This is a genomic window from Streptomyces sp. bgisy027, from assembly GCF_057710365.1.
Genome location: NZ_JBYIVZ010000018.1, coordinates 95,114 through 114,182, shown reverse-complemented (window position 1 = coordinate 114,182; position 19,069 = coordinate 95,114). Strand labels below are relative to the sequence as shown.

Sequence of the window (19,069 nt, the reverse complement as noted above, 5' to 3'; positions counted from 1 at the left end):
AGAGCACATGCTCTTGACAGTGTCGCCCCCGCCACGTGACCAGCGCTCTCAGTGGCGAGAGAGCATCTGCTCTCTGAGCGGGGGGAGGGGGCTCCCGGAATCCCTCGCCCACCTGCTTGCGATCCGCCGTTCGGTGTCTGATCGCGGTGCGTGCGGCCTTCGGTCAACGCATGATCACTGCGGTCAGTCGTCTCATCTCTCTCGCCCAGCCCCGCTCCGGAGGACCGCGGGCGGATCCAGGCGACTAACCGGCAGCCTCGTCCGCCCGGACGGCCGGGGCACGTGGCCAGGTGTTGTCGTCGTTCACGAACTGTTCGGAGTGGACGACAACCTGCTGCGCCATGCCGAACGGCTGGCGCGAGCGGGCTATCTGACGCTGATGCCCAACCTCTACACGGACGGGGGAGCGCGCCGCTGTCTGATACCGACCATGCAGGCCGCGACCTCCGGTCAGGGGCGGTCCTACCAGGACAGAGCAGCGCTGGCCGATGACCCCGACTGCACCGGCAGGGTCGGGATCATCGGCTTCTGCATGGGCGGGTCCTTCGCCCTGATGGCAGCGGGCAGCGGCGACTTCGACGCCGCCTCCGTCAACTACGGCTCCCTGCCCGAAAAGCTCGACGAGGTGGTGGCCGATGCGTGCCCTGTCGTCGGTAGTTTCGGCGGACGCGACTTCGCGGTCGGAGAGGGCGCTGCGACCAGGTTGGAAGCGGTCCTGACAGCCAGTTCGGCCCACGAGTGCTGCATTCGCTGCTCCGCGTGACCGGGGTCGGTCCGAACCTCGAAGCCTCCGCCGACGCGTGGCGGCGCATCGACGCGTTCTTCGACACGCATCTGAAGCAAATGGCCCGGACAGATGAAGGCTGACACCTGCAGGAGGGGCGTGCCATGCGGTCCCCTTCAGAGCAAGCCGAACATGTCCGCCGTCCGGTAGCGGCAACCGGCCGGTCTGTGGTGATCCCGCCCCGATGCGACGCCGGACGTGAACTGTCGGCGTCGGCTGCCGGTCCGCCTCGGCGCTGGGTCCGCAGCGGCGCTTCGGGGCGGGAATCGGTCTGGCATGTCCCGGTGTCGGCCGCTTCCGCGTCCGTGTCCGAGGTCGGCAGTGTGCCGTCGTTCAGGGGGTGGTCGCCGCCGAGGGCTGCAAGGAGGGGCGCGTGAGGTTCTCGGGCCGCAGGAGCGTGTCCAGTTGGTCGGTGGTGAGCAGTCCGGCTTCGGCGGCGAGGTCCTTGATGGTGCGGCCGGTGGCGAGGGCCTGGCGGGCGAGGGTGGTGCTGGCGGCGTAGCCGATGTGGGGGGCGAGCGCGGTCACCAGGCCGACCGAGCGGTGGACCGTGTCGTGCAGGTGGTCGCGGTTGGCGGTGATACCGGGGACGCAGCGGGTGGCCAGGGCGTCGCAGGCCGCGCGCAGATGGGTCAGGGAGCGCAGCAGGCTGTAGGCGATGACGGGTTCGAAGGCGTTGAGCTGCAGCTGTCCGGCTTCGGCGGCCATGGTGACGGTCAGGTCGTTGCCGATGACCTCGAAGGCGACCTGGTTGACGACCTCTGGGATGACGGGGTTGACCTTGCCGGGCATGATGCTAGATCCGGCCTGCACGGGCGGCAGGTTGATCTCACCCAGGCCGGCGGTGGGGCCGGATGAGGTCAGGCGCAGGTCGTTGCAGGTCTTGGAGAGCTTCACGGCGACGCGCTTGAGGACGCCGGAGAGCTGGACGAAGGCGCCGCAGTCCTGGGTGGCCTCGATGAAGTCGCCGGCGGGCCTTACGGGTTCGCCGCTGATCTCGGCGAGGTACGCGCAGGCGAGTGCGGCGTAGTGAGGGTGACCGTTGATGCCGGTGCCGATCGCCGTGCCGCCGAGGTTGGACTCCAACAGCAGGGCGGCGGCCTCGTTCAGTCGCTGTCGGTCTTCCTCGAGCATCACGGCGTAGGTAGCGAACTCCTGGCCCAGAGTCATGGGGACGGCGTCCTGGAGCTGGGTGCGGCCCATCTTGAGGACGTCCGTGAACTCGTCCGCCTTCGCGGTGAAGGCATCGGCCAGCACCTTCATCGAGTCGCCGAGCCGGCGCAGCGACATCACCAGAGCCAGGCGTACGGCGGTGGGGTAGACGTCGTTGGTGCTCTGGCCGAAGTTGACGTGGTCGAGCGGGTGGATCACCTCGTAGTAGCCGCGGGGGTGGCCGAGGATTTCCAGGGCCCGGTTGGCGATGACCTCGTTGGCGTTCATGTTCGTGGAGGTGCCGGCGCCGCCCTGGACGGGGTCGACGACGAACTGGTCGTGCAGCTGTCCGGCGCGGATCTCCTCGCATGCGCCGATGACCGCCTCGGCGACGTCCGTCGGCAAGAGGTCCAGGTCGCGGTTGGCTTGCGCGGCCGCCTGCTTGACCGCGGCCAGCGACGTGATCAGGTCGGGGAACTGGGCGATGGTCGACCCGGTGATCGCGAAGTTCTCCACGGCCCGCACGGTGTGTACGCCGTAGTAGGCGTCGGCGGGGACCGCCTTGTCTCCCACCAGGTCGTGCTCCATGCGTGTGGCCTGTGCCATCTGATGCTCCTCGTTCGTTGCCGGCGGTCGTCAGCCGGGATGCCGGTGCGGGGCCCCTTGACAGGCGGCCGTCCCAGGGCTCAGTGTTGCCGCCCAGAACGCAGAGCGCAATATACTGCATGATGGGAGTCTCGCGGACATGACACACACCAGCCCCACCGGCACAGACACCCCACCGGCCCGGGCCTCGGGGTTCTGGCGGCGGTGTCTGAGGATGCCGATCGGTGTCCAGTCGATCATCGCCGTCGGTCTCGGAGCCCTCATCGGGTCCCTCGTCCCGTCCGCCGGTGAGCAGATGAAGATCCTCGGGGACGTATTCCTGAACCTGGTGCAGGTCGTCGTCCTGCCTCTGGTCTTTCCGCTCATCGTGCTGGGCATCGCCCGCATGGAGTCGGTCAAGAAGGTCGGCCGGATCGCCGGAAAGGCCATCCTCTATTTCGAGATCGTCACCACCGTCATCCTGCTGGTAGCAGTGGGCCTGGCCAAGCTCACGAACATCGGCAAGGGCGCGCCGGTCCAGGGAGCCGACGCCGAGGGCTTGGACGGGATGAGTCAGGGCATCGACTTCCACGAGCTGGTCCTGCACGCCGTACCGAAGAACATCTTCGCCGCGTTCGGCGAGGGCAACCTGCTCGGGGCCATCACCTTCGCGCTGCTGGTGGGCGTGGCCATGGCCGCGATCGGTGAGAAGTCCGAGCCCTTCGCGAACGTCCTGGACTCCGTCGCCTCGGTCATGTTCAAGGTCGTCGGCTACGTCATCCGGATCGCCCCGCTGGGCGTGCTCGGCTTCATCTCCTACGACGTCGCCCACTACGGCTTCGGGAACCTGCGCAGCCTCGTCGGCTTCATCGCCGTGGTGTACGCGGGCCTGGCCATCGTCGTCGGCGTGCTCTTCCCGCTCATCGCCGCGATCTATCGCATCCGCTACGTCGAACTGCTGAAGTCGATCGCCAACCTGGCGGGAATCGCCTTCGTCACCCGCAGCTCCGAGTCGGTACTGGCCCCGTTGATGGGTAAGCTGGAAGCCTTCGGCCTCAGTCGGTCGACGACCTCGTTCGTCGTCCCCCTCGGCTACTCCTTCAACACCGACGGCTCCGTCCTCTACCAGGCCGCCGCGCTGGTCTTCCTCGCCAACGCCTATGGCGCCGACACGTCCCTGCTCGCACTGCTGCTCATGGTCGGCGTGCTGGTGATCCTCTCCAAGGGCATGGCCGGCGTCGCTTCCGCCTCCATCGTCGTCCTCATCGCCGCCGGCAACAGCATCGGACTGCCCGCCGAGGGTGTCGCCCTGCTGCTCGGCGTGGACTTCATCGTCGATATGGCCCGCACCGGTGTAAACGTCATCGGCAACTCGCTGGCCGCCGCCGTTGTCGACAGTTCGGAGAACCGGCGCGCAGCCAAACGCGGCCTCAGTGACACCCGCACCCCGGCCGAGCCCGAAGCCAGGGCCCTCCAAAAGGAAACCGTGCAGTGACCGTCCCCACCACCGAGATCATCGGCATCCTGGGCGGCATGGGCCCGGCGGCTACCGCGGACTTCTACGCGAAGCTCGTCGCGACCACGCCCGGCTCGAGCGACCAGGATCACCTACGGACGGTGATCTGGTCCGACCCCACGATCCCCGACCGAACCGAGGCCCTGCTGGGGGACGGCCCCGATCCCACGCCCTGGCTCCTCGACGGCGGACGCGTCCTGCGCGAGGCGGGGGCCACCGTCATCGCCATCCCCTGCAACACCGCACATGCCTTCGTTCCGCGTATCGCCGACCATCTCGGACTGCCCATCGTCCACATGATCGGTGAAGTGGCCCGACACCTTTCCACCCTGAGCCCGAGCGTGAACACCGTCGGCCTGCTCGCCACCACGGGCACCGTCCGCGCCGGCCTCTATCAGGAGTGGCTGGACCGTTTCGGCATCCGCCTCCTGCTGCCCGACGCCACCAGTCAGGACCACGAGGTCATGACCGCCATCCACGCGGTCAAAGCGGGCACCCACGGCACGGAGACGACCGGCCTCCTGACCCGCGCCGCAAAGCGTCTGACCGATCAGGGCGCGCAGGCGGTGATCGTAGGCTGCACCGAAATCCCCCTCGGCCTGCCCGCTGACAACGTCGACGTCCCCCTGATCGACCCGGCGCTCGTCCTTGCTCAGGCTCTGGTCCGTCGGGCCGCGGTGAAAGGCAGGGCCGGTCGGCTCACATAGGAGGCAAGCCGATGTACTGTACGCAATATGTCACTTGACCGCCCTGTCTCCCGCCGCCTCCTCAGTGACGAGGTGTTCCACCGCCTGCGCGACTCCATCGTGCGCGGGGAACTCGTCCCCGGCGAGAAGGTCAGGGACGGTGAGCTCGCCGAGCGCCTCGGCCTCAGCCGCACCCCGGTGCGCGAGGCGCTCGCCCGGCTCGCCGACATCGGCCTGGTCGAGGCCAAGCCCGGTGTCTACACCCGCATCACCACCCTCAACCGCCGCGATGTCGAGAAGACCCTTGCCGTCCTGCGGTCCCTCGACCAACTCGCCGTCGAGACAGCCGTGCCGGTCATGACCGAAGAGGACCTGGACCGCATGCGTGAGGCCAACCGCGACTTCGAGCGGGCCGTCGCCGCCAACGACACTGACGCCGCACTCGCCGCGGACGACCGCTTCCACGCCGTCCCGATCACGGCCGCGGATAACCCCGTGCTCAGCCGGATCGTCGAGCAGTTGCACCCGCAGATCCACCGCATCCTCTACCGCAAGTTCTCCACTCTGCTCGGCGGCCGCAACACCATCGAACACCACGATCAACTCGTGGAGGTCTGCGTAGGCGGTGACGCACGGGCCGCCGCCGAACTCTCCGGACACCACTGGTCTGAACTCGGTGGCCACATCAACAAGCTCTTCGACACCAACCAGTTCGCCGATGCGGCCGTCGGTTAGGACACGAGCCGCTGTGGACGATGGCCAAAGAGGCATGCCGGGCCGGGCTCAGTCGGCCGGGGAGGTACTGCGGAAGTCCTTCCCCGGCTCGGGCCGGGGTGCCGGGGGAGTGTCCTCGGTGTGGGCGCGAGGTCCCGGCTCCTCGGGTCGCCCCGGTGCCCGGTGGCGGTCGCGGGGCCTCGGTATGAACACGGCCGCGGCGGCGGCGATCATGGCGCCGACGGCGAAGGACACGGTGTAGGAGTGGGCCGTGGGGTGCGGGCCTGTTGATCCGTTGGCGAGGACGCCGGCGATGAGCTGGGTGCCGAGCGAGGCACCGACCGCGCGCACCAGGGTGTTGACGCCGGTCACCTCCCCGGTCCTCGCGGGCTCGACGGAGTCGACGATGAGGTTCGGCATGGCGGCGAAGGACAGGCCGACGCCGGTGAAGGCCAGCGTGGTGAAGCCCAGTACGGCGAAGTGGGAGTCGTGCCGCGCGGCGAGGCCGAGCATGCCGGTGCCGGTGATCAGGCTGCCCAGAGCGAGGGGCGTTCGGCCGTCGAAGCGGGTGCTGAGGCGGCCGGAGAGCGGGCCCGCGGCCAGCATCGTCAGGGAGCCGGGCAGCATGACCAGTCCGGCCAGGGTCGCGTCGCCCCCGAAGCCGTATCCGGTCGCCGTCGGGGTCTGGACCAGCCGAGGGCCCAGCAGGAACACGCCGAACTGCCCGAAGCCCACCAGCAGGCTTGCCAGATTGGTCATCGCCACCGGCCCCCGCGCCAGGACACCCATGTTGATCAGAGAGTCGGCCGTGCGCCGCTCCACCAGCACCAGGAGGGTCAGGAAGGCCAGGCCGGCGGCGATCAGCCCGAGGGGCGTCCCGCTGTTCCAGCCCCACTCGCCGGCGCGGCTGACGGCGATCAGCGGGGGGTAATGCCGAGGGCCAGCAGTACGGTTCCCGGCAGATCGATCCGGCCCGGGGTCTGGCCCACCGACCGGGGAAGCAGGGTTAGTACGGCGACGACCGACAGCAGGGCCAGCAGGCTTCCGGTCCAGAAGATCCAGCGGTACGAGGCGTGATCGACCAGCAGTCCGCCCAGCCAGGAGCCCGATGCCTCCGCCGACGCCCACGATCGCCGATACGAGCCCCGGGGCGCTGGCCCGTCGCTCGGCGGGAACATGTCGCGGATCATGCCCGTACTACGGAATGTCGGGTCGGGGCTCGAGATCGACGGCGTACCGGTCGAGGAAGTCGGGTTCGGGTACAACAGTAGATCCTCACCGGGCTGCTGCGCGAGCGGCTCGGCTACGACGGGGTGATCCTCACGGACTGGGAGCTAGTGAACGACAACTTCGTCGGGGACCAGGTCCTGCCCGCCCGTGCCTGGGGCGTCGAGGACCTCGACACCCGCGAGCGCCTGGTCAAGATCCTCGACGCGGGCGCGGACCAGTTCGGCGGAGAGCAGTGCACGGACATGTTGCTCGAGCTGGTGCGGAACGGAGTCGTCGCGGAGAGCAGGATCGACGAGTCGGCGGGGCGTCCTCCTGGTCAAGTTCCGGCTCGGCCTCTTCGACGACCCCTCCGTCGACGAGGACGCCGCCGAGGCCGTCGTCGGTAATGCCGAGACCCGTCGCCCTGGAGGCGCAGGCCCGATCGGTCACCGTCCTCAAGAACTCCGTGGTCGACGGCACACCGGTTCTTCCCGTCGCCCAGGGCAGGAGGGTGTACGCGGAGGGTATCGATCCGGAGGTCCTCGCCAAGACCTTCAAACCCGCAGTGACCCCACAAGAGGCGCATCTGGCCATCGTTCGCATCGACGCGCCATTCGAACCGCGCGACGACCTGTTCCTGGAGGCCTACTTCCACCAGGGGTCTCTCGAACTGCCGCCCGGCCTCGTGCACCGGCTGCGCAGGATCGCCCAGGACGTCCCGCTCATCGTGAACGTAGCGCTGGACCGCCGCGCCATCCTCACCCCGCTCCTCGACGCGCTCGCCGGTCTGACGGTGACCTTCGGCGTCTCGGACGATGCGCTGCTCGCCGCCCTCACTGGCCGCGTCGCCCCCCGGGGCCGACTCCCCGTCGAACTGCCGCGCTCGATGCAGGCCGTGCGGGAGTCCGCCCCGACGCACCGGCGAGCACCCAGGACCCGCTGCTCCCTCGGATCGGGGCTGGACATCAAGTTGCTCGGCCGGATGACCATGCGGGAGAGGTCGCCCAACTCACCTCAGTCATACCGACGGTGCTCTTCGACGCCAAGGGCAATCCGCCCGGAGGTCGCCGCGGCCAAGCTCGCGAACGGCATCGGCTATGTCGAACCGCATATGGGCGGCTTCCCGGCGAACGCGGCCGCACTCGCTCGGCTCAACAACGAGGTACAGCGCCACCTGGTGCAGAACACCCGGCTGGGCATTCCAGCGATCATGCACATCGAGGCGCTCAACGGCGTGAACGCGCCCACCTTCACCTCGTTTCCCACCGCGATCCCTCTCGCAGCCACCTGGGACACCGCCGGGATCGGCGAGATGGCCGCTCTGACGCGCCGGCAGACGCTGTCGGGCGCCCTGCGTGCCGCGCTCCCCGGCGCGGACGTCATCGTCGCCGAAGGGTGCGGGATCACCGACGGCGCCGAGAACATCGCCGCTGCCGTCGAGGCCGCGCGGGACGCCGACATCGTGGTCCTCGCGCTCGGTGGCCTGGCCCGGTCGTTCTTCACCAAGCGAACAGAGGGCGAAGGTGCGGACGCCGCCGACGTGGGGCTGCCAGAGGTGCAACGCCGGCTCGCGCACGAGATCGCCGCGCTTGGCAGGACGACCGTCGGCGTGATCTTCTCCGGCCGACCCGTCGTCCTCGGTGACGTCGAGCCCGAACTCGACGCGATCCTGCTCGGATACTACGGCTCGCAGTTCGGAACGCGCGCCGTCGCGGACGTCCTGACCGGTGCGGCCGAGCCGCAAGGACGCCTGCCCTACACGATCCCGCGCTCCAGCGGACAGGTCCCCATCCACGTCGTCCAGCGGTTCGGCAGCGGGTACCGCCGCCGCGAAGGCGATCCACACGGCGGATACGTGGACGAGACGGCACTACCGCTCTATCCGTTCGGCCACGGCCTCACGTACACCCGGTTCACCTACTCCGACCTCACGCTCAGCAGCGCGTCGGTCGCTCCCGACGGTACGGTCGACGTCACGGTCACCGTCAAGAACACCGGTGACCGTTCCGGCGTCGAACTCGTCCAGCTCTACGTCGAGGAGGATGCCCCCGGCATCTCCCGACCGGCGCTCCAACTCGCAGGGTTCCATCGGCTGGAACTCCACCCAGGTGAAGAAGCGACGGTGACGTTCGCGCTGGACATCCGTCTGCTGGCCCACGTGTCTCTGAACAGCAGATGGGTAGTGGACCCGGGACCCATGTGGATCTCTGCCGGCCCCTCGTCGAGCGCACTCCCTCTACGAAGCCGCCTCGATGTCGTCGGCGACACCGCCGACGTCACCGGGCGGAGGGTCTACCTGACCCACTCCACCACGGCTTCGCGCCGCGCGGCCGGAACGTGATGCTCAGGGCCGTCGCCCCGACTACCGCCGCGCAGCCACCCTGAAGCAGCCCGTGGGGAGCGGGCCTGACACCGCTCCCCACGGGCCCTTGTGCGCAACGGGCCTGCGGCAGCCACCGCCAAGGGCAGTTCCGCGAGGCGCCGAACAGAGGCTTATCCACCGACTGCTTCTCGCGGGCGCAGCCGTCACAAGAGGGCCTTCGCGTAGAGGTGTTCCCTCTGTCGGCGTCGGCTGAGTCGTTCGGCCGTCGTCGCGGCACACTCTCCGCGCACCCCACGACTCTGGATCAGTCCGACGTGGCGAGGGCTCCGGACGGTTTGCGGGCAGCATGCGGCAGGTCTCGGCCGAGTGTCTCGGATCGACCGACGCCGACCGGCCAGTGCGGCTCGGTCGGTCGTGTCCCCGGGCGTGGTGTAGCCGATCACGGTCCGTTGCTTCCGCTTTGGAGCCGTCTGGTACGTGCCGCAGCCAGCAGTCGTGCGATCACCGCTGGTCCCGGCCCGGGTAGCCTCAACACGGCCTCCGGCGGTGGCGCTTCGGCCCGCGACTCGGGGATTCCGTCAGCTTGATCGGCTACACCACTCGGCGGGACGCCAACGCTCGGTCGGCTTGGGCCCGGTCGGCCGGCGCACGTCGCGTGCGTGCGATCCGGTCGTCCGGGGTGGCCCAGTGCTCGTGCGGCACGCGGTCTACCTGCTCCTTTCGATCGTACCCCGCATCCCGAACTATAGAACGCTTGCGTTTCTCCCGGACTCGGGCCTATGCTTTTAGTACGGAACCGTTCCGTACTAAGGAGAGTGGGGTTCATGCCTACCGACAGCAGCAGCCAGACTCCGGTCCGTCGCCCGCGCATGACGCCCGACCGGGAGGTCGAGCTACTGAACACCGCGCTCGAGGTGCTGCGCGAGGTGGGTTATGAGGCCATGACGATGGACGCGGTCGCGACGCGAGGGCGGTGCAGCAAGGCCACGCTGTACCGGCAGTGGCGGAGCAAGCCGGAGATGATCGCCGCCGCACTGTATGTCACGCGGCCGGTGAGCGTGGAGAGTATCGACACCGGCTCGCTGCGCGGTGACCTGATGACCCTGGCCACCCAGATCTCCGAAGGGTCGCGCAAGGACACGCAGATCTTCGCGGCGCTCTCCCATGCCTGCCTGGTCGACCAGGACCTCGTGCGCGCCCTGCGGGAGGCGCTGATCGATCCCGAGGTCACCCATCTCACCCGGATCGTGGAGCGGGCCGTCGAGCGCGGCGAGTTGGCGGAGTGGCCGGCTGCGGCGGTTTTCCTGCCGTCGCTGCTCCTGGGTGTGACAACCACCCGCCCGATCCTCGACGGCACATACGCCGACGCCGATTACATGACCCGCTTCATCGACCACGTCCTGTTGCCCGCCCTGACGCACTCCTGAGTCTCCGGGCTTCTCGACTCCTGATCGACCACCCGGCTTTCCCGCTACACCCGCCCACTTGGAGCTACGCCATGCCTTCACGCACGCTTACCGACGTCACCGATCCCGTCGAAGCGACACGGCCTCACGGGGCACACCGCAAGCCCCGGTCGCCGGTCACCGGAGCTTCGCCGCATCGATGGTGGGTCCTGGCCGTCATCGCCCTCGCCCAGCTGATGGTCGTCCTCGACGCGACCATCGTGAATATCGCCATGCCCTCGGCGCAGCAGGACCTGGGGTTCTCCGACGGCAACCGGCAGTGGGTCGTCACCGCGTACGCCCTGGCCTTCGGCAGTCTGCTGCTTCTCGGCGGGCGCATCGCGGACCTCGTCGGCCGCAAGATCGCCTTCCTCGTGGGGGTGGCCGGGTTCGCCGGGGCGTCCGCGCTGGCCGGCGCCGCCACCAGCTTCGAGGTGCTGGTCGTGGGTCGCGGTCTGCAGGGCATCTTCGGCGCCCTGCTCGCGCCTGCCGCGCTGTCGCTGCTGACCACGACGTTCACCGACGCCAAGGAACGCGCCAAGGCGTTCGGCATCTTCGGCGCCATCGCCGGGTCGGGCGCGGCGGTCGGGCTGCTGCTCGGCGGGTTGCTCACGGAGTACCTGGACTGGCGCTGGACCCTCTATGTCAACCTGGCCATCGCCGCGCCCGCATTCATCGGCGGCATGCTGCTCCTGCGGCGCCAAAAGCGCGAGGCCAACACTCCCAGGATCGATGTCCCGGGCACGATTCTCGTCACCACGGGTCTGTTCGGCCTGGTCTACGGCTTCTCCAACGCCGAGTCCCATGACTGGAGCTCTCCGCTGACCTGGGGCTTCCTGATTGCCGGCACGCTGCTGCTGGCGGTGTTCACCTGGTGGCAGACCAAGGCCGAGCACCCGCTGCTCCCGCTGCGCGTCCTGCTTGAGCGTAATCGCGGCGCCGCCTTCATGGCCCTGCTCACCACCGGTATCGGGATGTTCGGTGTCTTCCTCTTCCTCACCTACTACCTTCAGCTCAGCCTCGGCTTCACCCCGGTCAAGACGGGCCTGGCCTTCCTGCCGATGATCGCCGCACTGATGGTCGGCGCCCAGCTTGCCACCACTGTGCTGATCCCGCGTATCGGACCCAAGAGCGTCATCCCCACGGGCTTCGCAGTGGCCGCGGTCGGGCTGGTGTGGCTGACCGCCCTCGGCCTGGACAGCAGCTACACCGCCGATGTCCTGCCGCCCACCCTCCTCTTCGGCTTCGGTCTCGGCATCGTGATGCCCCCTGCGATGAGCCTGGCCACCGCCGGCGTCGCGGCTGCGGACGCGGGGGTGGCATCGGCCGCGGTCAACACGATGCAGCAGATCGGCGGCTCGATCGGCACCGCACTGCTCAATACGCTCGCCGCCAGTGCCGCCACCGACTTCCTCGTCGGCAAGGACGCCACCAACAAGGTGGTGCAGGCCAACGCCATGCTCGAAAGCTACTCCACCGCCTACTGGTGGTCGGCCGGGTTCTTCGCCGCCGGAATGGTCATCACCGCACTGCTGTTCCGGCGCGGCAAGCCCGTGATCGACGAGAACGCCGACGCCGCGCCGACCGTACACATGTGACCTCCGTGTGGGTGGCGGGCGCCTGTTCCGCCACCCACGGGAGAGCAGCAAGACGATGCCAAGCAGTGCGAGACGCCCTACGTGTGACGGTGGAGGGGGGAACCATGGCTGACGACAAGAGCTGGCCGGCCACGGTCGTGCGGGCGGCAGGCTCCGCCATCGCCGAAACCGGCCGAGCCGCGCCTCTGACCCGGGAACGCCTTCTCCGTGGCCGGCGGCGCGGAGTCGAGTGGACCGACCCCTCGGCACCTGCCGGTCGCCATGGACCCGCCACCCGCTACCAGCTTGAGCGTGTCGAAGCATGGCAAGCGGAGGATATTCTCCGGTTGATAGTGTGGGTGTATGGCAGCAACGGAAAGCACACCGAACGTCAGGCGAACGCTGCGCGCGGACGCTCTGCGGAACAGGCAGCGCATCCTGGAGGCCGCGCGGCAGATCTTCCAGGAGTGGGGGGTCGACGCACCTCTGGACGAAGTAGCGGAGCGTGCCGGGGTGGGGGCTGGGACCCTGTACCGGCGCTTCCCCAGCCGCGTGGCCCTGATCGAGGCGGTCTTCGAAGAGGAACTCGCGAAGGTGGCGGCCATTGGGGAGGAGGCCCTGCGCTGCGAGGATCCGTGGGTCGGATTCAGCACTTACTTCGAGCGACTCTGCGGCGCCATGGCGGTCGACCGGGGCCTCGGCGAGCTGTTCCTGCTGAGAATGCCCGCCTCCGACGCGCTGGAGGGAGTGTGCGAATCCCAGTCCCGTGCCCTGGCCGACCTGCTGCTGAGGGCGCAGGAAGCCGAGGCCGTCCGGGACGACCTCGTTCCGGAGGATCTCTTCCTCTTCCTCATCGCCAACGGGGCTGTCACCCAGATGACCCGCTGTGCCGCCCCGTACGCCTGGCGGCGCCTGGTGGCGCTTCTGCTGGACTCCTGCCGACCTGGGAGTAACGGGCCGCTGCCCGCCGCACCGACGCCTCTGCAGACCGATCGTGTGAAGCGCGAGTACGCACAGGCCAAGGGATTGCGACCGACCGATCCCGAAGGGTCGACCGACCACTGACACAGAAACCGCCAGCGAGTGGGCTAAGTCACTCAAGAGGGCGGAAATAAGTGGAGGGTATGGTCCGGTTGGCTTTCATCAGTGAACACGCATAGCCGGCGCGTCCGTTGAAGGCGCGCCCCTGACTGATCAGGAGGCTGCCGTGAACCAGTCCATATCGCTCCGCAAGAGCACACCCCCTTCGCTCAGCACGGCGAAGCAGAAGTCCGACCGCGTCGTGCCGCTCTGGGAAGCGGCCAGGACGCAGCGCCTGAGTGGCGTGGCGCCCAGTACCGGAGTCTCCCGGTGAGCTGCGTCGTCTCCTGCGTCCCTCGCAGCCGCAGCACACAGCGCACGTCCGCGTCCGGGCGGACCGCGCCCCGGGAGGTCCGCATCCCGCTCTGCGCGGTTGGCGGCGTCGTGGCGGCTCTGCTCGCGTATGTCGCCCTCCTCGCCCTGTCCGCCGGTTCGGAGTCCTTCGCGGAGGCCGACTGGATGTCGTCCGCCGCTGGACGTCTGAGCCCCTACGGGGCCGCCGTCGCGGAGAGGACGGTGGCGTTCGCGCACGCCGCGGCACAGGCACTGACCTGGATCGCTGCCTTTGCCCCAGTGCCCCTGCTGGTGCTGAGCCTGCTCTGGCTGGCCCGGCGGGACCAGAGGCTCTATGTGCGCCTTGCCACCGCGTTGCTGCTGTCCGGTGCGGCCGGTCTCGGCGTGGTCGCCGTGACAGGGGGATGGCAGGCGGGTGAAACGTCCCTGATCCGTGACTACTTGGCGCTGCCCGGTGTGAGTGCGGGCTGGTACCTGCTGATGGCGCTCGCCGTGGTCGCCACCACGGCGAAGACCTGGTCGCGGGCCGCCGCGTCGCTGATCGCGCTGACCGCGGCAACGGCCGCGGTATCGACGACGGACCGCACATGGCTCGCGGTGCTGTCGTCGGTGGTCGTACCGCTCCTGGCGTGGTTCGCCACAGGGCGCCTGCGGGACCGGGAAGAGGGGAAGCCGCGCAGAGCCCCGGCCGCGGCGAGTGCCGGTGAGTCACCGAGCCGCGTGGTGTCGCTCCGGAACCGTGCCCGAGGGCCGGAGCCGGGAGTCACCTCGCAGCCCGTACCACTGCGGCAGGCGGGCTGACGGCCATGGACGTCGGGAGCCTGATCGAGGCGGCCGGATGGTGGTCGTACCTGGTGGTGTTCGCCGTGACGGCCGGTGAGACCAGCGCCTTCATCGGTCTGCTGCTGCCCGGTGAGACCGTGATCCTGCTCGCGTCCGCGATCGCGGGCCGAGGAGATCTCGACCCTGTGCTCCTCGCCGCCCTCGTCGTGGCCGGTGGCATGACCGGCGACAGTCTCGGTTATGCCCTGGGCCATTGGTACGGACGACGTCCGAACGCCCGACTGATGCGCCGGGTTCGGCCCGACAGCCGGATCGGCCGGGCTCATGATTTCCTGACGCGTCATGGCGGAGCGGCGGTGGTCACGGGCCGCTTCGTCGGTTTCATACGGACTTTCCTTCCCTTCGCCGCCGGGGCGACCGGTATGCCGTATCGCCGCTTCTTCCTCTTCAGCACTCTCGCCTCGCTGGTCTGGGGCATCGGCAACGTGCTTCTCGGTTACTTCGCCGGCGCCGCCGTCACCGAACTGCTGCACTCGGCCGGGCTGATCGGTCTGGCCGGGCTCGCCGCCCTGGCCGGGGCGCTCTTGATGGTCGTACGGATCCTCAAGCGCCGTCGCGGCAGCGCGCGGACGCCGTCTCCTGAGGCGGCGTCGGGTGAGGTTCCCCGCCGAGAACAGACTCAGCGTCCCGAACAAGATCGGCGCCCCCGACAAGAGCCGGTGCCCGTCTTCCCCACCTCTGCAAAGTCCACCTCTTGAAAGGAGCAGTCCCATGGGATTCGAGGGTGCAGAACTGGCGGTCGTACCGCTGGACTCCGAACACGCCAAGGACGCGGCAGTCACCGGAGCGAAAGCGGCCAATCTGGCCCGTGCCGCAGTGGCAGGGCTGCCCGTGCTGCCGGGGTTCGTCCTGGTGCCGACGGAGCGCGCCCCCTGGGCGGCCGCCGGGGAGGACGCCGTGCGCTCCGCCTGGCGGGCGCTGGCCGGCCCCAAGGGGCAGGAACGGCCGCTGGTCGTCCGCTCCTCGTCCGCGCACGAGGACACCGAGGACTCCTCCATGGCAGGGCGCTTCGAGTCGCTGCTGGACGTGCGGGGCTGGGAGGAGTTCGCCATCGCGGTGCAGATCGTCCTCGACTCGGCCGGACGGGTCAGGCCGCTGCGCCCACCGGAGGGCCTGCCGCAGGAAGACGGGATGGCGGTGCTGGTACAGCCGATGCTCAGCGCGGCCGTCGGCGGTGTGATGTTCGGCGCCGACCCGGTCGAGGGCCGTACCGACCATATCCTCGTCAGCGCGGTGCTCGGTGGGCCGCACCAACTCGTCGACGGCAGCATGCAAGGCGTACGCTACCAACTGACCCGCCTCGCCCGCCTGGTGCGCACTGACCCGGCGGAAGCACGCGGCCACCGGCTCCTGTCCCATCGGCGGCGGGTGAAGTTGGTGGACCTGGCCAAGAAGACCGAGCGGGCGTTCGACGGGCCCCAGGACATGGAGTTCGGCTTCGACGCCGACGGAAAACTGTGGCTGTTCCAGGCCCGGCCCATCACCGCCATGGCCGCCCGACCGCCGCGCGGCGCACGCCTGTTGGGCCCCGGTCCGGTCGCCGAGACGCTGCCCGGGGTGCTCCAGCCGCTGGAGGAGGACCTGTGGGTCACTCCGATGTCCCACGGCCTCACCGTCGCCCTCGACATCGCCGGGGCGGCATCGCGGCATCGGCTGCGCAGACTCCCGCTGGTGACCACGGTGGAGGGTCGGGCCGCCGCCGATCTGCGGCTGCTGGGCGCCGTACCGTCCGCCCACCCGGTCCTGGACTTCATCAACCCGGCGCCGGGGGCACGGCGTGCGTCGGCGGCCTGGCGCACAGGCCGACTGCGCTCGGCGCTTCCGCTGCTGGCGGTCGATCTCATGGCGGACGTGGACCGGCAACTGGCCGACTTCGCCCCACCCCGGGAGATGCTCAGCGGCCAGGTGCTGGATGCCATCTCCTGGGGCCGGCAGGTCCTGTCGTCCCTGCACGCCCAGGAGTCCCTGGCGGGCGCGCTGCTCGGCGCGGGCACCGGCGCCACCGCGGCGGGGGAGGCGCTCGCGGAACTGGCGGAGGGACGCGCGCGTGGCCTGAGCGACGAGGAACTGATCGAACGCCATCCCGTGCTGCTGGCCCTGCTGCCTCCCACCCTCGGCGACCGCCTGCCGCTGCCCGCACAGATCGGGTGGTCCACAGCACCACGAGGTGTGGGCGCGCTGCCGCTGCGGGAAGGCCTCAGGTTGCGCATTCGCTGGGTACAGGAGATGCAGGCCCAGATGGTGCGCGAACTCGCACAGCGGCTCGACGCCGGTCAGTGTGGGCCGGAGTCGTCCCGGCTGGTGCTGCTCAGCTGGGAGGAACTGGTCAGGGCGGCGGACGGCGGGGGAACGCCGGCCGACCTCGCGGAGCGGCTGCCCCGCGAGGACACGGGTCCGCTGCCCGCCGCGTTCCGCTTGGCCGACGGTCACCCGGTCGCTCAACTCCCGCCCGGACACCGGGCCTCGGGAGAGGGACAGGGGGCGGGCGGCGGCTTCGGCACGGGCACGGCCTGGGACGGACACGGCGCGCGGCCTGAGCACCCCGTGCTCGTGGTCCGGTCCCTGGACCCTGCCCTCGCCGCTCTGTTGCCCGGTCTGGCCGGGCTCGTAGCGGAGACCGGCAGTGCTCTGTCCCACCTCGCGGTGCTGGCCCGCGAATACCGGGTCCCCACCGCAGTGGGCGTATCCGCGGCGGTCGACCGCTTCCCTGCCGGAACGTCTCTGACCGTTGACGGCGGGACCGGGGAAGTGACCGTCAGCGACACCCTTGGCGGTACACCTGAACTCGTTTCGACACGTGAGGAGTCGGCGGCATGAAGGCCATCAGACTGGTCGGCTACACCTTCGGCGGCCTGTCGGCCGTCTACGCCGGCTACTACACCGTGCTCTACCTGACCCGTTGGGAATGGCAACGCGCCCTGATCTCCGCGGCCCTGCTCATCGTCGTCGAGGTCTTCCTCGCCACCGTGCTGCTGCTCGCCCGCTTCTCCCGGCTGGAGGACAGAATCGAGCAGTCCGACGCCCGAGTGGAAGAGGTGCGCCAGCGGCTGGAACAGACCCGTGCCCCTGCGCTGAACCGCTTCAACTGGCTCTCCTCGACCGACCTGACGGAACTGAACGGCACCCACCGCACGTTCGTTTTCGTCCCGGTGCTGATGGTGGCGGGCGCGGCCCTGTCCGGGATCGCCATGGTGATTCAGAAGGTGGCCGGAGCCACGGGGCGACCGGGTGCGGAACGCCGCCTGGCCGGACGCCTGGCGGCGCTGACGGCCCCACCGGTCACCGCGGCCGTACCGCTGGAGACCCGCCCGGCCGTACCGCCGGCCCGCAACGGCCGCAAGGCGCTCGCCGTCGCGACGGGAGTCGGTGGTCTGCTTCTGGTGCCGCTGCTGTGGTCCGCTCTGGCGGACGCGACCCAGACGCGGCCCGAACGAGCCCCCGAAGCGGCCGTCACCACCATGGTCTTCCGTGTCGAGACCTACGGCGACCAGAGCGATCAGGCCGTCCAACTCGCCGCGACCGACCTGTGGGAGACCTGCCAGCGCTCCACAGCCGCAACGAACGACAACGCCACGCTGAACCGCATGGATGACGGCGTCTACACCGCCGTCATCCGCCCCGCCCTGCCACCGCACGACGTGATGCGCCTGCGCGGCTGCCTGCAGGACGCCAACACCAACCGCACGTCCGCCGTCGTCCTCGGAGAAGGACAGGCCGAACGTCGCAGCTGAATGTCTGTCAGGAGCCGGGAGTCGGGAGCCGGGAGCCGGGAGCCGTGGGACCGTCCCATCGCACCCGGCTCACTGACGAGCGGACATCCGGCTCCGCGAGGCCGACGCACCGAGCCGTGCACCGCCATGACAATGTCGGTTCCCGCACCCACGGCGTCGGCCTCGGAAGAGGGAACCCGGCCATGACCTCTGTGGCCGTGCCGAGCCCTGGCCGGGCGCGCGAGCCCCGGCGTCCCCCGCGACATCCTCACTGGTCACCAGCCTGTCCCCCGTTGCTTCCCCTGCGCCCCCTTCGGCGCACCTCTTGTCAAAGCCCGCGGCTGCGGGCTAGATTTCGAACCCGACAACCTACACGTTTAAGTGCAGCGAGTGAGTAGCAGTCCGTGACCATGAGGCCGAAGGCTCCGGCCGGGCGCCGCCCCATCAGGTCCCCCCATCGTCCCCATCACCGGTACTCGACGAAGAGGACCCATGTCTAACCCGAGAACCACCCCGAAGGCCCTGGAACACCGCGGTCCCGGCGTCATGGCCCGTTACCCGGACCCCGCCGCCCGGGTGACCTCAGGAATCGCCGTCGGCGGTCGCACGGGACCGTCAGGTCCCTGCCGGGGCTGCCGAGGACACCTGGTCCGGCCGCTGGGGAGACCTCACGCTCTCGCTGTCGCTCCAAACGGTCGGCGTTGTGTTGCTCCGGGTGGCGGCGAGCGCCGTTTCGCTGTACGCCGGTGTCGTGGTCACGGGTCCGGGAGTCGGAGCGGGTGTCCCGGTGACGGCAGGCGACGAAGTCGGTAACGGCCGGCCCGTCAGCCATGCGCCGGTGTCCGTGTCTGGGTACGCGGGCGGTCAACTCCGGGGGATGGACATTCGCCGATCCCGCCGGGGTGCTTCGACACCGGAAAGCGTGCCTCGACGCCGCACGGCGCGGGCAACGACCGGGTCCTGGTCACCAGCGCATCCGGCTTCTGACCCGATTCGTCATCCGCCACTCCGTCGACTTGGCCGACCGGCACCAGATCGGTGCCCCGGCCACTCGTCCCAGCCGGATCCGACGCGCCAGGGAAGGACGGTCCTTCGCGACATCCGACGCCTGGTGGCGGCCGCACCCGGCCCCGCCCCGGTCCTGCCCCGCA

17 protein-coding genes are annotated in these 19,069 nt (G+C 69.5%); 14 read left to right on the top strand and 3 right to left on the bottom strand.

Annotated elements, in window-relative coordinates; all coding sequences use genetic code 11:
* Positions 1-7 precede the first annotated feature (7 nt).
* Positions 8-763 (top strand): dienelactone hydrolase family protein, encoded by a 756-nt coding sequence (locus AC3ETA_RS20245; RefSeq protein ID WP_432194312.1) that lies wholly within the window; start codon positions 8-10, stop codon positions 761-763.
* Positions 764-1,117: 354 nt separating this feature from the next.
* Here the strand turns inward: AC3ETA_RS20245 and aspA are convergent, their stop codons facing one another.
* Complete coding sequence (gene aspA, locus AC3ETA_RS20240) at positions 1,118-2,542, bottom strand: aspartate ammonia-lyase (protein WP_432194311.1); 1,425 nt, start codon at positions 2,540-2,542, stop codon at positions 1,118-1,120.
* Positions 2,543-2,681: 139 nt separating this feature from the next.
* Between aspA and AC3ETA_RS20235 the strand changes: the two genes are divergently transcribed.
* Genes AC3ETA_RS20235 through AC3ETA_RS20225 form a run of 3 tightly spaced genes read left to right on the top strand, consistent with a single transcriptional unit; the run spans position 2,682 to position 5,458 of the window.
* Positions 2,682-4,016, top strand: a complete 1,335-nt coding sequence (locus AC3ETA_RS20235) for a dicarboxylate/amino acid:cation symporter (RefSeq protein ID WP_432194310.1) — start codon at positions 2,682-2,684, stop codon at positions 4,014-4,016.
* Positions 4,013-4,744 carry a cysteate racemase gene (gene cuyB / locus AC3ETA_RS20230; protein WP_432194309.1) on the top strand — a complete coding sequence of 244 codons (732 nt, stop codon included), beginning with the start codon at positions 4,013-4,015 and terminating at the stop codon, positions 4,742-4,744. The genes AC3ETA_RS20235 and cuyB overlap by 4 nt, the downstream gene beginning before the upstream one ends.
* Positions 4,745-4,771: 27 nt before the next feature.
* Positions 4,772-5,458, top strand: a complete 687-nt coding sequence (locus tag AC3ETA_RS20225; RefSeq protein WP_432194308.1) for a GntR family transcriptional regulator — start codon at positions 4,772-4,774, stop codon at positions 5,456-5,458.
* 48 nt (positions 5,459-5,506) lie between these two features.
* Here the strand turns inward: AC3ETA_RS20225 and AC3ETA_RS20220 are convergent, their stop codons facing one another.
* Both AC3ETA_RS20220 and AC3ETA_RS20215 read right to left on the bottom strand, forming a co-directional pair.
* A complete protein-coding gene (locus AC3ETA_RS20220) occupies positions 5,507-6,355 on the bottom strand; it encodes an MFS transporter (protein WP_432194357.1) in 849 nt (282 codons plus the stop codon).
* Positions 6,355-6,627, bottom strand: coding sequence for a hypothetical protein (locus AC3ETA_RS20215; RefSeq protein WP_432194359.1), 273 nt, complete (start codon positions 6,625-6,627; stop codon positions 6,355-6,357). The genes AC3ETA_RS20220 and AC3ETA_RS20215 overlap by 1 nt, the downstream gene beginning before the upstream one ends.
* A 123-nt stretch (positions 6,628-6,750) precedes the next feature.
* Here AC3ETA_RS20215 and AC3ETA_RS20210 point away from each other — a divergent pair, with 123 nt between their 5' ends.
* The 10 genes from AC3ETA_RS20210 to AC3ETA_RS20165 all read left to right on the top strand — a co-directional run bounded on the left by AC3ETA_RS20210 (position 6,751) and on the right by AC3ETA_RS20165 (position 17,939).
* Positions 6,751-7,053, top strand: a complete 303-nt coding sequence (locus tag AC3ETA_RS20210) for a hypothetical protein (RefSeq protein ID WP_432194307.1) — start codon at positions 6,751-6,753, stop codon at positions 7,051-7,053.
* Entirely contained in the window at positions 7,053-8,987 is a 1,935-nt protein-coding gene (locus AC3ETA_RS20205) for a glycoside hydrolase family 3 C-terminal domain-containing protein (RefSeq protein WP_432194306.1), read from the top strand. The genes AC3ETA_RS20210 and AC3ETA_RS20205 overlap by 1 nt, the downstream gene beginning before the upstream one ends.
* Positions 8,988-9,793: 806 nt before the next feature.
* Entirely contained in the window at positions 9,794-10,396 is a 603-nt protein-coding gene (locus AC3ETA_RS20200; protein WP_432194305.1) for a TetR/AcrR family transcriptional regulator, read from the top strand.
* Between the two features lie 71 nt (positions 10,397-10,467).
* Positions 10,468-12,012, top strand: coding sequence for an MFS transporter (locus tag AC3ETA_RS20195; protein WP_432194304.1), 1,545 nt, complete (start codon positions 10,468-10,470; stop codon positions 12,010-12,012).
* A 342-nt stretch (positions 12,013-12,354) separates the two neighbouring features.
* Entirely contained in the window at positions 12,355-13,056 is a 702-nt protein-coding gene (locus AC3ETA_RS20190; protein WP_432194303.1) for a TetR/AcrR family transcriptional regulator, read from the top strand.
* A gap of 142 nt (positions 13,057-13,198) precedes the next feature.
* On the top strand, positions 13,199-13,345 hold the full coding sequence (locus AC3ETA_RS20185) for a hypothetical protein (RefSeq protein ID WP_432194302.1): 147 nt from the start codon (positions 13,199-13,201) through the stop codon (positions 13,343-13,345).
* Positions 13,342-14,166, top strand: a complete 825-nt coding sequence (locus AC3ETA_RS20180; RefSeq protein WP_432194301.1) for a hypothetical protein — start codon at positions 13,342-13,344, stop codon at positions 14,164-14,166. The genes AC3ETA_RS20185 and AC3ETA_RS20180 overlap by 4 nt, the downstream gene beginning before the upstream one ends.
* Before the next feature lie 5 nt (positions 14,167-14,171).
* Positions 14,172-14,906 carry a DedA family protein gene (locus AC3ETA_RS20175; protein WP_432194300.1) on the top strand — a complete coding sequence of 245 codons (735 nt, stop codon included), beginning with the start codon at positions 14,172-14,174 and terminating at the stop codon, positions 14,904-14,906.
* 13 nt (positions 14,907-14,919) lie between these two features.
* Positions 14,920-17,025 (top strand): PEP/pyruvate-binding domain-containing protein, encoded by a 2,106-nt coding sequence (locus tag AC3ETA_RS20170; protein WP_432194299.1) that lies wholly within the window; start codon positions 14,920-14,922, stop codon positions 17,023-17,025.
* Positions 17,022-17,939, top strand: coding sequence for a hypothetical protein (locus AC3ETA_RS20165; protein ID WP_432194298.1), 918 nt, complete (start codon positions 17,022-17,024; stop codon positions 17,937-17,939). Before AC3ETA_RS20170 ends, AC3ETA_RS20165 begins: the two co-directional genes overlap by 4 nt.
* Positions 17,940-19,069: the final 1,130 nt, after the last annotated feature.